This is a genomic window from Pseudomonas sp. GL_091 (assembly GCF_057837725.1).
Window position 1 is genome coordinate 2,356,576 of the sequence record NZ_CM174451.1, and the last position, 12,000, is coordinate 2,368,575.

Consider the following 12,000-nt stretch of genomic DNA (forward strand, 5'->3'; position numbering starts at 1 on the left):
AGGCAGGCAATGAATCAAGGTAAACACTGGGTGACGCACTGCGTCGAAACGTGCGCGGAGCATCTGATGGCCTGGCGCAAGGGACTGCTGGCGCTGTTTGTCCTGGTGACGCTGGGCCTGGGCTACAGCGCCACCCACACGCAACTGGATCCGGGTTTCAACAAACAGATCCCGGTGCGTCATGAATACATGATCAATTTTCTCAAGTTCAGCCGCTACTTCACCGGCGCCAACCGCTTCCTGGTCAGCGTGCGCTGGAAAGGCGAGGGTGACATCTATAACGCCGAGTACCTGGAGACCCTGCGCAAAGTCACCGACGACGTGTTTTTCATCTCCGGGGTCAGCCGCCCCAGCGTGACGTCGCTGTTTACCGCCAACGTGCGCTACATCGAAATTACCGAGGAAGGTTTCTTTGGCGACGTGGTGGTGCCACCGCGCTTCAGCGGCACCGCCGAGGACCTGGCGCAGGTGCGCAGCAACACGGCGGCCTCTGGGCAGGTCGGTCGCCTGGTAGCCAACGACCTGAAGTCGGCCATGGTCCGCGCCGACCTGCAGGACACCGACCCCAAGACCGGCCAGCCGGTGTCCTATGTCGACATCGCCACGCGCCTCGAAGATATTCGCGCCAAGTACAACAGCGCCGATATCGAGATCAACATCGTCGGCTTCGCCAAGCTGGTGGGCGACGTGGTCGAAGGGTTGAACACGGTGATCGGCTTCTTTGTCGTGGCCTTCGTGATCACCGGCTTGCTGCTGTGGCTGTATTCGCGGTCCCTGCGTCTGACAGTGGTGGCGCTGGTGGTCGCGTTGCTGCCGGTGGTCTGGTTGCTGGGCCTGTTGCCGTTGCTGGGCCTGGGCATCGATCCGATGTCGATCCTGGTGCCGTTCCTGATCTTCTCCATCGGCGTGTCCCATGCGGTGCAGATGACCAACGCCTGGAAGCAAGACGTGCTGGCCGGTAGTACGTCGAAGGAAGCGGCGCGCTCGGCGTTCTGCAAGATTTTCATCCCCGGTTCCCTGGCCTTGCTGATGAACGCCCTGGGGTTCGCGGTGATCATGCTGATCGACATTCCCATCGTCCACGAACTGGGGGTGACTGCCTGCATCGGCGTGATGTTGATGATCATCACCAACAAACTGATGTTGCCGATCATCATTTCCTACCTGCGGCTGGAGCCTGCGCTATTGCGTCGGGCGCAATCGCGTCCTGCGGGCAAGCACCGCCTGTGGTGGCGTCTGTCGGCGCTGGCCGAACCGGGGCCGGCGCTCGGCGTGTTTGTTGTCAGTCTGTTGCTGCTGGCGGCCGGGGCCTACAAGGCTCGTGACCTGGCGGTGGGCGATATCGGCGCAGGCGCGCCGGAACTGCGGGCCGATTCGCGTTACAACCAGGACAACGGCAAGATCATCGGCAGCTACTCCATCGGGCTCGATGTGATGTCGGTGTTCGTCCAGGTCAAGGGTGTCGAAGAAGGTTGCTTGTCGCCTGCGGTGATGCGTGCGGTGGAAGCCTTCGACTTCCGTATGCGCACGGTCACCGGCGTGCAGTCGATCCAGAGCGTGGCGGACATGGGCAAGCGGGTGATCGCCGGCAATAACGAAGGCAATCCGCGCTGGGCAGCGATTCCAGGATCGCCCCGTGGCCTGAGTCAGGGAGCGCGGGCCTATATGCCGGATGACGGCCTGGTCACCGACGGCTGCCAGCAGATGCAGATCCTGGTGTTCCTTGCCGACCATGAAGGCAGCACCGTCAGCCATGCGATCGCTGAAGCCAGGCGGATCATCGCCGAAGTCAGCTCGCCGCAAGTCGAATTCCTCCTGGCGGGCGGCAACGTCGGGGTGATGGCGGCCTCCAACGAAGCGGTCAAGCGTGCCGAAGTGATCATGCTCGGGGCGCTTTTCGGATCGGTGGCGTTGTTTTGCTGGCTGACCTTCTTGTCGATCCGCGCGGTGCTGTGCATTCTGGTTCCGCTGGCGATTGTCGCGATCCTCTGTAACGCACTGATGACCATGCTCGGGATCGGCCTGAAGGTCGCGACCTTGCCGGTGATGGCACTGGGGGTGGGCGTGGGTGTCGACTACGGCATTTACCTGTACGAGCGTATCCAGCACGAAATGCTGCGTGGGTCCAGCTTGCGCGAGGCGTTCTACCAGGCCATGTGCCAACGCGGTACTGCCGCGGTGTTCACTGCCGTGACCATGTCCATTGGCGTCTGCACCTGGGCGTTCGCACCGCTGAAGTTCCAGGCTGACATGGGGGTGTTACTGTCGTTCATGTTTCTGGTCAACGTACTGGGGGCGATTTTCCTCCTGCCGGCATTGGCCGCCTGGTTCAATCGCGGGCGACCGTTGGTTACCTATCGGGAACGTACAACGGCGCCAGCACAAGGGCAGTTCCGCCTGAAAAATAGCCTGGCTGCGCGTGATACCGCTGGCGAAAAATAATCCTGCCGGGCCTATTGTGGAGTCCGCAGGCGATAGGGAAACTGGCAGGCAAGTAGCCGTCGAGAGGGGGGGACCCTGGGTTCCCCCGGCCGAAATTATAAAAAAAACAAGGGAAGGGCGCAGTCCTTACCCGAGCGAGATAAGACTATGCAAAATGCTGTCTTGACCCATGAAGCCCTGGCCAGCCTTGGCCTCGACCTCACGCGCTACAACCAGCTGGTGGGCGAAATCTACGAAGGCGCCCTCGATCCGAAACAGATGGCCCACGCCCTCAGAAGCTTTCTCAAGCTCTACGATGCCAACTTCGTCACCCTGATCCTGCGGGTACCTGATCAACCCGATACGGGCGTGATGATCATCGTCGGCGACATCGAAGGTGCCGGTGATGTCTGCTACATGACCTATCCGCAGACCAATTCGCCTTTCTCCAACCAGCCGCTGGACAGTGTGTTCACGGTCGATGACATCATGAGTTCCAAGGAATGGGAACACAGCGCCTACTTCAAGGCGTTCTGCGGTCCCAATGATGTGTATCACGTGATGTGCGCGGACATTTCCACCCCGGACGGCGGCAAACTGCGCTTTCGCATCACCCGCCCCAAACAGGCTCCCAACTTCTCTGCCCACGACCGGGCGGTGTGCGCCAGTTTCCTGCCACACCTGCGGCGTGCCTCGCAGTTGCATAACCTGCTGGACCGCAGCGAATCGCTGAGCGATTTGTACTCCCAGGCCATCGGTCGGTTATCAGTGGCGACCCTGGTGCTCGACGAGAGCGGCAGCGTGCTGCAGATCAATCCAGTGGCCCAGGAAATCCTCGCCCGTTCCGATGGCCTGAAACTGGTGGGCGGGCGCCTGGAGGCAACGTATCCCAGCGACAACCGTGAGCTGCAACGCCTGATTCGCGGCGCGTTCTGCCCGGATGCGCCGAAAAGCGCCGAGGCCATGTCGGTGACGCGGCCTTCAGGGCTGGTCAACCTCGGGGTGGTGGTCGAATCGATTCCGTCCCTGGACTGGGCCGAGGAGAAGGGTCAGCCGGCGGCGCTGGTGTACATCCGCGATGCGTCGAGCAAATCCCTGGCCAGCGAAGTGGTGACCAAGCAGCTGTTCAACCTGACCAAGGCCGAAACCGCCCTGGCCATGGAACTGGCCAATGGCTTGTCCCTGGAGGAAGCTGCCGAAGTCCTGAATATCCGGCGTAACACCGCGCGTGCGCACTTGCGTTCGATCTTCTCCAAGACCGGCGTGCGACGCCAGACCGAGCTGGTGCGCATCATGCTCAACAGCGTGGTGGCCTTGGGCAAACCCAGGCTGTCATTGAAAGTGGCCGAGAAAATCAAGGTTCCGCCACTGCAACTGGCCGTGCCTATCTATCGTCAGGCCTGATCCTGCAGACCCGCCGCCGGGCCATCCACTGCCCGGCGTCGCGGTCATTGACGCAGCGCACTTTTAGTCCGCACGGACGATGCGGTCCCGTGATCGCCCTGTCGATACTGGGCGGACCTATCACGGAGAACCATCATGCCAATTACAGCCATCACCGGCAGTGCCTCGGGAATCGGGGCCGCCGTATCCGCCGCCATGCGCGCCGCCGGACACCAGGTCATCGGTATCGATCGCAGCAACGCCGAAGTGATCGCCGACCTGTCCACCCCCAAGGGGCGTGACGCGGCCATCGGGCAAGTGCTTGAACTCAGCGGCGGGGTCCTCGACGGGTTGATCTGCTGCGCCGGGGTCGGTGTCACGGCGCCAAGCTGCGGTCTGGTCCTTGCGGTCAACTACTTCGGCGTCAGCCAGTTGCTCGACGGCCTGCAGGGGGCGTTGGCCAGGGGCCAACAACCGGCAGCGCTGGTGATCGGCTCGGTGGCGGCGACTCATTCGGGGCCCGAGGGCCAGCCGATGATCGAAGCGATGATCGCCGGCGATGAGGCCCGGGCGCTGGAATTGGCCAACAGCCTCGGCCAGCCGCACGTCGCCTATGCCGCCTCCAAATACGCTATCAGCCAGCATGTCCGCGGCCTGGCCGTGAGCTGGGGCAAGCAGGGCATGCGCTTGAACGTGGTGGCGCCGGGTGCGGTAGAAACCCCACTGCACCAGGCCTCGCTGGACGATGCACGCTTCGGCAAGTCGACCCGAGAATTCGTTGCACCCCTGGGTCGCGCCGGGCAACCTGCGGAAATCGCCGCGGTGGTCGCGTTCCTGCAATCGCCGCAGGCTTCGTTTATTCATGGCAGCGTGCTGTTCGTCGATGGCGGCATGGACGCCATGGTCCGCGCCTCGCGCTTCTAAAAGGAAGTCCCATGAACAAAGTGGCATTCATCACCGGCGCCAGCCGGGGTATCGGCCGCGAGGCGGCGTTGGCCTTCGCCCGCGCCGGTTTCGACCTGGCAATTAGCGCCCGCACCCTCAATGAGGGCGAACAACATGAACATGCCTTGCGCGATGCCGCCGGGGCGCCGCTGGCCGGCAGCCTCAACGGCACTGCGCAGGCGTTGCGCGATCTCGGTTGCCGGGTGCTCGTGGTGCCGATGGACCTGCTCGACAGCGCCTCGGCCCTGAACGCCTGCCAGGCGGTACTGGCCGAGTACGGACGCATCGACGTACTGATCAACAACGCGATCTACCAGGGCAGCGACCTCAACGCCGGGTTCATGGACCTGCAGGCGCAGACCCTGGAGCGGATGTTCCAGGGCTACATCCTCACACCGTTCCTGCTGACCCGGGCGGTGGCCGAACACATGGTGACGCGCGGTGGCGGGGTGGTGATCAACGTCACCTCCGGCGCTGGCGAAAGCGACCCACCGGTGGCGGCGGGCAAGGGCGGTTGGGGATATGCCTACGGCGCGGGCAAGGCGGCGGTGTCGCGACTGTCCGGGGTACTGAGCACGGAACTGGGTGAGGCTGGCGTGCGCGCTTACACCCTCAATCCGGGCGTCGTCACCACCGAAGCGCTCAAGGCCACCATCGGCGACAAAGGCCTGATTGCCCTGCGCGCCGGCAGCGCCCCTCCCCATGTGCCGGCGGCCGTGATGCTGTGGCTGGCCACCGCCGAACAGGCACCGGGGTTTCAACGCCGGACCATCGCTGCACAGCCGTTTGCGTTGGAGCACGGGATTGTGGCGGACTGGCGCTGACCCGAAGAACAATACACCGCGGCAAGCCTGGCTCCCGTAGGAGCCAGGCTTGCCGGCGAAGAACGATAACGCGGATTAACAGACACACCGCAGCGTCTGGTTCGCGGGCAGCCCCGCTCCTACAGGTATTGTTTGTATCGATCGTTCCCGCATCACGGGAACGATCGTTGGTCTTTACGCCTGCCGCCGCTGGCGGGCGAGGGTCATGGCGGTGTCTTCGATCATGTCTTCCTGACCGCCGACCATGCCGCGACGGCCCATTTCAACGAGGATTTCCCGCGCCGACACGCCGTATTTCTTCTCGGCGCGCTTGGCGAACAGCAGGAACGAACCGTAGACCCCGGCGTAGCCCATGGTCAGGGCGTCACGATCGCTGCGGATCGGGAAATCCATGATAGGCACCACTAAATCCTCGGCGACGTCCTGGATACCAAACACGCTGACGCCAGTGTCGATGCCCATGCGATCGCACACCGCCACCAGTACCTCCATCGGCGTGTTGCCCGCTCCGGCACCGAGGCCCGCGCAGGCGGCGTCGATCCGGTTGGCCCCGGCGGCAATCGCGGCGATGGAGTTGGACACGCCCATCGACAGGTTGTGGTGGCCATGAAAGCCGATCTCGGTTTCCGGCTTGAGGGCTGCGCGCATCGCCGCCACGCGGGCGCTGACGTCATGGGGCAACAGGTAGCCCGCCGAGTCGGTGAGGTAGATGCAGTTGGCGCCGTAGCTTTCCATCAGCAAGCCTTGCTTGACCAGGCCTTCGGGGCTGTTCATGTGGGCCATCATCAGGAAGCCAACGGTGTCCATGCCCAGGCCGCGAGCGTGGGAGATGTGCTGTTCGCTGACATCGGCCTCGGTGCAATGGGTGGCCACGCGAATGGTGTTGACCCCCAGTTCATGGGCCATTTTCAGGTGATCGACGGTGCCGATGCCCGGCAGCAGCAGGGCCGAGACCTTGGCCTTTTTCATCAGCGGGATCACTGCCGACAGATACTCCTCGTCGGTGTGGGCCGGAAAGCCGTAGTTCACCGAGCTACCGCCGAGGCCGTCGCCGTGGGTGACTTCGATCAGCGGCACGCCGGCCGCGTCGAGGCCGCAGGCGATGTCTTTCATCTGTTGCAGGCTGATCTGGTGACGCTTGGGGTGCATGCCGTCGCGCAGGCACATGTCGTGAACGGTGATGCTTTTGCCGCGAAGATCCATGGTCGGCTCCTTATGCGTGGGCGGTTTGGACGGTAGCGTTCAGCACAAGCTCGCCCTTGAGGATTTCCTCGGCGAACATCTCTGCAGTGCGCGCCGCGGCGGCGGTCATGATGTCGAGGTTGCCGGCGTACTTGGGCAGGTAGTCGCCCAGGCCTTCGACCTCCATGAAGATCGACACCCGATTGCCGTCGAACACCGGGCCGTTGACCAGCTTGTAGCCGGGCACGTAGCGCTGCACTTGCTTGATCATGGCCTCGATGGCGGCGGTGATTGCCGGCTGGTCGGGTTCGCTGGCGGTCAGGCAATGCACGGTGTCGCGCATGATCAGCGGCGGCTCGGCCGGGTTGATGATGATGATCGCCTTGCCTTTCTTCGCACCGCCGACTTTCTCCACGGCGCTTGAGGTGGTGCGGGTGAACTCGTCGATGTTTTTCCGGGTGCCGGGGCCGACCGATTTCGACGCGGCGGTGGCGATGATTTCGGCGTATTCCACCGGCTGCACGCTGGACACCGCCGCCACCAGTGGAATGGTGGCCTGGCCGCCGCAGGTGACCATGTTGACGTTCATCACGCCCAGGCCCAGTTGCGCCTTGAGGTTGACCGGTGGCACGCAATACGGGCCGATGGCCGCCGGGGTCAGGTCGATCATCAACACGCCCAGGGCATTGAGCTTGCGCGAGTTCTGCGCGTGCACGTAGGCCGAGGTCGCGTCGAAGGCGATCTGGATCTGGTCTTCGAGGACATGCGGCAGCAGTCCATCGACACCCTCGGCGGTGGTTTTCAGACCCAGTTCGCGAGCCCGCGCCAGGCCTTCGGAGGTGGCGTCGATACCGACCATCCACACCGGTTCCAGCACCTCGCTACGCATCAGTTTGTACAGCAGGTCGGTGCCGATGTTGCCCGGCCCGATCAGCGCGCATTTGATCTTTTTGCTCATGGTCTTTGGCTCCAGGGGAGGGAAGGTTTGTTCAAGGGACAAAGCGCAGGCTGGCTTCGCCGAGCCCGCTCATGGACAGGCTGATGCGGTCGCCGGCGACCACTGGCACCAGCGGCGCCAGAGCACCGGAGAGAATTATTTCGCCGCGACGAAACGGAATGCCCAGCTCGCCCAGGGTATTGGCCAGCCAGGCCACTGCCGCGCAAGGGTGACCTTGCACCGCCGAGCCCAGGCCGGAGCCTGCCGGCTGGCCGTTTTTGAGCATTTGCATGTGCACCGCGGCCAGGTCCAGCGAGCGCGGGTCGATCCGCTGGCTGCCGAGGGCGAACACGCCGCAGGAGGCGTTGTCGGCCACGGTGTCCTGGATGCGGATCTGCCAGTCGTCGATCCGTGAATCGACAATCTCGAAGCACGGCACGACCCATTGGGTCGCGGCCAACACGTCCTCGGCGCTGATGCCCGGGCCTTGCAAGTCTTCGCCGAGGATAAAGGCGATTTCGCCTTCGGCCCGAGGCTGGATGAGGTTGTAGCGGGCGAGGCTGACATCGCTGCCATCCTCGACCTGCATGGCATTGGTGAGGAAACCGAAGTCCGGTTGGTGGACATCGAGCATTTCCTGCACTGCGCGGCTGGTGACCCCGATTTTCTTGCCGATCACCTGCTCGCCGAGGGCTTCGCGGCGTTGCAGCAAGCGCAGGGAAATCCGGTAGGCCTGCTCCAGGGTGATCTGCGGATAGCGGCGGGTCAGGGGTGCCAGCGTCTGGCGACTGCGCAGGGCGTTGAACAGTTCGTCACCGAGGGCGTTGATCAAATGGGCGTCCATGGCGAGGGCTCCAGAGGGTTGGGAGATAAAAAAGGCCCGCCCCAACGTCATCAGGGGCAGGCCCAAAGGAGTCGGTCAGCCGGGCCAGACCGACGAGTCAGCACCGCCATCGACATCAATGATCTTGCCGGTCACCCAGGCCGAAGCAGGGCTGGCCAGATACAGCGCGGCGGCGGCGATGTCTTGCGGGGTGCCCAGGCATTTGAGTGGGGTGTTGGCTTCCATGACCTCGCGCATGGCGGCGGGCATCACACCGTTCAGCGCTTCGGTCAGGGTCGGGCCGGGGGCGACGGCGTTGACCCGGATCTGCGGCGCAAAATCCTGGGCCAGCAAGCGAGTCAGGTGGCTGAGGGCAGCCTTGGCCGTGCCGTAGGCGCTGAAATGGCGTTGGGCATAGCGCGCCGCCACCGAGCTGATATTGATGATGTTGCCACCACCGGCCTCGCGCATCAGCGGCACACACAACTGGCAGAAGGCGTAGCTGGTGGCGACGTTGAAGGTCAGCACCTGGGCGAACTGTTCAGGCGTCATCGCCAGCGGATCGTTGGGCCCGCCGCCGCCAACGTTGTTGACCAGATGGGTGATCCGGCCCATTTGCTCAACGCTTTGACGCACCAGTGCCTGGCGTTGCTCGGCATCGTTGACGTCACAGGCGATGGCCAGGGCGCGCCGGCCCAGGCCACGAACTTCTTCAGCGACGGCCTGTACCTCGTCCAGCGAACGCGCCGAGCACACTACATCCGCGCCGGCTTCGGCATACGCCAAGGCAATCGCCCGACCGATACCCCGGCCGCTGCCGGTGACGATGGCGACGCTGCCGTCCATTTGGAAACGCTGCAAAATACTCATGGGCCCTTGCTCCGTGGGGTCGACTGTTGATGGATTTAATATCGCCGCCACGGCTGCCGCCAGCATCGTCTCAATGGACTATCAAAGATGGAGTACAACCTGTAGGAGCGAGGTTTGCCCGCGAACCAGTCATTGCGGCCTTTCAGGTATTACGCGTCATCGTTCTTCGCCGGCAAGCCTGGCTCCTACAGGTCCGTGGTGCCGCCTTGCTACCCGTCACCCCCCTAGTCCGCTTTGACGATGAATGATTATTCACTCGATCCGATGATCCATCACAACTCGCGCAGTGGCGCAGTGAGATCGGGAGAATTGAGTGATGCACAGCATGCGAGAAAAGACCCAGGACGAACGTGATCTGCTTGAACGTGCACGGAGCCTGGTGCCGGCACTCAAGGCACGCACGGCGCAGGCCGACAAGGACTTGAAGGTTCCGGAGGAGAGCGTTGCCGAGTTGCAGTCCGCCGGTTTGCTGCGGGCCTTGCAGCCTCGTGCGTTCGGTGGCTATGAAGTGGACCCGCGTACCTTCTTCGAAATCCAGACCATCCTCGCCGAGGGTTGCATGTCCACGGCCTGGATCTACGGCGTGATGGGGGTTCACCCCTGGCAGCTGGCACGGTATCCGATCGAAGCACAGCGTGAAGTCTGGGGGGATGACCGCAGCACTTTGATCTGCTCGACTTATATGCCGGCGGCCAAGGTCACGGTGGTGGAGGGCGGTTACCGGATCAGCGGGCGCTGGGGTTTCTCCAGCGGCAGCGAGCACTGCCAATGGGTGCTTTTGGGTGGCATCCTGCCTCCCGATGGCGAACTGGCCGCCGAGCACGGCACCTTCCTGCTGCCGCGTCGCGACTACCAGATCGAGCGTAACTGGGATGTGCTGGGCCTGCGCGGCACCGGCAGTCATGACATCGTGGTCGAGGATGTGTTCGTCCCGGCCCATCGCGTACAGCGGACCAATAACTGGACCCTCGAAGCGACGCCCGGGCGCCTGGTCAACACCAACCCGATCTACGCGATCCCCTTCGCCCAAGTGTTCTCGCGCGCCGTCTCGACCTCGGCCATCGGTGCCCTGCAAGGCGCGATCGACGAGTTCCGCGACAACGCCGCCAAGCACATCGGCAAGCACGGCGCCCGTACGGCTGACGATCCGGTGGCGCAAACCGCCGTTGCCGAAGCGATGATCACCGTCGACAGCCTGCGCCTGGTGCTGGAGCGCAACTACGAGCACCTGATGAACCTGGCCCGTGCCGGCGAATACCCGGACACCGAGACTCGCCTGCAGTATCGCTACCAGTCAGCTTACGTGACCAACATCTGCGCCGAACGGGCCAACGACCTGCTGCGCAGCATGGCCGCCTCGGGCTTGTACAACACCAACCCGGTGGCGCGGCTGTTCCGCGACCTGCATCAGGCGCGTGGGCACATCGCCAACAACTACATGGCCTACGGGCGCAGCTACGGCGCGGTGATGCTGGGCCTGCCCAACCCGGACCCGTACGTCTGAGGCGATGGCGCCCGTTTCGACACCCCTGGGTTTACACCTGCCCGTGATAAACGGGCAGGTGGTCATGAGTACCTGACCTATGAACAATTATCTTGCCCTGCGCGTGGCGCGAGTGATCGAGGAAACCGCCGATGCGCGTTCCCTGGTATTCGACGTGCCGGAGCATCTTGACGAACGTTTCCGTTATCAGCCGGGCCAGTTCCTGACCTTGCGCATCCCCTTCGAAGGCGGCTGGTTGCCGCGCTGTTATTCGTTGTCGAGCACGCCGTTGCTGGGCGAACCGCTGCGGGTGACGGTCAAGCGCGTGCGTGACGGCCGGGCCTCGAACTGGCTCTGCGGCGAGTTGCAGGCCGGTCAAACCCTGGAGGTGCTGCCGCCTGCCGGAGTGTTTGTGCCGCGCTGTCTGGACGACGACCTGCTGCTGTTCGGCGGGGGCAGCGGCGTGACGCCGGTGCTTTCAATTCTGCGGTCGGCGCTGTTGGCCGGCCACGGCAGGATTCTGTTGATCTACGCCAACCGCGATGAAGCCTCGGTGATCTTTCGCGACGAACTCAAGGCGCTGGCCAGCGCGCATCCGCAACGCCTGCAGATCGTCCACTGGCTCGACTCGGTGCAGGGCATTCCGACCATCGAGCAATTGGCTGAGCTGGCGCGTCCGTTTACAGACGCCCAGGCCTTTATCTGTGGCCCCGGACCGTTCATGGACGCAGCAGTCAGCGCGCTGAAAAACCTGGGGCTGCCCAGCGGCCGGGTCCATGTCGAACGCTTTGTCTCTCTGCCCGGCGAAGGCGAGTTGCCACTGGCGGCCAGCAGTGAAGCGGCGATGGCTGCGCAGTTATCGGTACGTCTGGATGGCGAGGAACACAACCTGGCCTGCGACAGCGGCGAAACCGTGCTGGCAGCGATGGAGCGTGCCGGCCTGAATCCACCCAGCGCCTGCCGAGTGGGTGGCTGCGCCTCGTGCATGTGCACGTTGGAAAGTGGTGACATTGAACTGCTGCACAACGATGCGCTGGACAGCGGTGAACTGGCCGAAGGCTGGATCCTTGCCTGCCAGGCTGTGCCAACCAGCGCCCACTTGCGAATCCGTTTTCCCGAATGATGCAGATCA

Annotated in this window: 10 protein-coding genes; 6 read left to right on the forward strand and 4 right to left on the reverse strand. The window is 63.5% G+C overall.

Going from position 1 to position 12,000, the window contains the following annotated elements; translation table 11 throughout:
- Positions 1-9 precede the first annotated feature (9 nt).
- From AC3ITY_RS10790 to AC3ITY_RS10805, 4 genes are all read left to right on the forward strand, one after another.
- Complete coding sequence (locus AC3ITY_RS10790; RefSeq protein ID WP_489308963.1) at positions 10-2,442, forward strand: efflux RND transporter permease subunit; 2,433 nt, start codon at positions 10-12, stop codon at positions 2,440-2,442.
- Between the two features lie 147 nt (positions 2,443-2,589).
- Positions 2,590-3,825 (forward strand): LuxR C-terminal-related transcriptional regulator, encoded by a 1,236-nt coding sequence (locus tag AC3ITY_RS10795; protein ID WP_489308965.1) that lies wholly within the window; start codon positions 2,590-2,592, stop codon positions 3,823-3,825.
- 135 nt (positions 3,826-3,960) lie between these two features.
- Positions 3,961-4,728, forward strand: a complete 768-nt coding sequence (locus tag AC3ITY_RS10800) for an SDR family oxidoreductase (RefSeq protein ID WP_489308967.1) — start codon at positions 3,961-3,963, stop codon at positions 4,726-4,728.
- An 11-nt stretch (positions 4,729-4,739) separates the two neighbouring features.
- Entirely contained in the window at positions 4,740-5,573 is an 834-nt protein-coding gene (locus AC3ITY_RS10805; RefSeq protein WP_489308969.1) for an SDR family NAD(P)-dependent oxidoreductase, read from the forward strand.
- 174 nt (positions 5,574-5,747) lie between these two features.
- Here the strand turns inward: AC3ITY_RS10805 and dmpG are convergent, their stop codons facing one another.
- From dmpG to AC3ITY_RS10825, 4 genes are all read right to left on the reverse strand, one after another.
- A complete protein-coding gene (gene dmpG / locus AC3ITY_RS10810) occupies positions 5,748-6,776 on the reverse strand; it encodes a 4-hydroxy-2-oxovalerate aldolase (RefSeq protein WP_095059605.1) in 1,029 nt (342 codons plus the stop codon).
- A gap of 10 nt (positions 6,777-6,786) precedes the next feature.
- Complete coding sequence (locus tag AC3ITY_RS10815) at positions 6,787-7,713, reverse strand: acetaldehyde dehydrogenase (acetylating) (RefSeq protein ID WP_489308972.1); 927 nt, start codon at positions 7,711-7,713, stop codon at positions 6,787-6,789.
- Positions 7,714-7,744: 31 nt separating this feature from the next.
- Positions 7,745-8,536: a fumarylacetoacetate hydrolase family protein gene (locus AC3ITY_RS10820; protein ID WP_489308974.1), complete on the reverse strand. Its 792-nt coding sequence runs from the start codon at positions 8,534-8,536 to the stop codon at positions 7,745-7,747.
- 75 nt (positions 8,537-8,611) lie between these two features.
- Complete coding sequence (locus AC3ITY_RS10825) at positions 8,612-9,385, reverse strand: glucose 1-dehydrogenase (protein ID WP_489308976.1); 774 nt, start codon at positions 9,383-9,385, stop codon at positions 8,612-8,614.
- 316 nt (positions 9,386-9,701) lie between these two features.
- On the opposite strand from AC3ITY_RS10825, the gene AC3ITY_RS10830 reads away from it, so the two are divergent.
- Positions 9,702-10,889, forward strand: a complete 1,188-nt coding sequence (locus AC3ITY_RS10830) for an acyl-CoA dehydrogenase family protein (RefSeq protein ID WP_489308978.1) — start codon at positions 9,702-9,704, stop codon at positions 10,887-10,889.
- A 79-nt stretch (positions 10,890-10,968) separates the two neighbouring features.
- Complete coding sequence (locus AC3ITY_RS10835) at positions 10,969-11,991, forward strand: 2Fe-2S iron-sulfur cluster-binding protein (protein ID WP_489308980.1); 1,023 nt, start codon at positions 10,969-10,971, stop codon at positions 11,989-11,991.
- The last annotated feature ends 9 nt before the right edge of the window (positions 11,992-12,000 follow it).

Bases quoted from the DNA above. Each gene is read 5' to 3' on its own strand.
- AC3ITY_RS10830 (WP_489308978.1), top strand. From the start codon at position 9,702: ATGCACAGCATGCGAGAAAAGACCCAGGACGAACGTGATCTGCTTGAA.
- AC3ITY_RS10800 (WP_489308967.1), top strand. From the start codon at position 3,961: ATGCCAATTACAGCCATCACCGGCAGTGCCTCGGGAATCGGGGCCGCC.
- AC3ITY_RS10820 (WP_489308974.1), bottom strand. From the start codon at position 8,536: ATGGACGCCCATTTGATCAACGCCCTCGGTGACGAACTGTTCAACGCC.
- dmpG (WP_095059605.1), bottom strand. From the start codon at position 6,776: ATGGATCTTCGCGGCAAAAGCATCACCGTTCACGACATGTGCCTGCGC.
- AC3ITY_RS10795 (WP_489308965.1), top strand. From the start codon at position 2,590: ATGCAAAATGCTGTCTTGACCCATGAAGCCCTGGCCAGCCTTGGCCTC.
- AC3ITY_RS10815 (WP_489308972.1), bottom strand. From the start codon at position 7,713: ATGAGCAAAAAGATCAAATGCGCGCTGATCGGGCCGGGCAACATCGGC.
- AC3ITY_RS10835 (WP_489308980.1), top strand. From the start codon at position 10,969: ATGAACAATTATCTTGCCCTGCGCGTGGCGCGAGTGATCGAGGAAACC.
- AC3ITY_RS10805 (WP_489308969.1), top strand. From the start codon at position 4,740: ATGAACAAAGTGGCATTCATCACCGGCGCCAGCCGGGGTATCGGCCGC.
- AC3ITY_RS10790 (WP_489308963.1), top strand. From the start codon at position 10: ATGAATCAAGGTAAACACTGGGTGACGCACTGCGTCGAAACGTGCGCG.
- AC3ITY_RS10825 (WP_489308976.1), bottom strand. From the start codon at position 9,385: ATGAGTATTTTGCAGCGTTTCCAAATGGACGGCAGCGTCGCCATCGTC.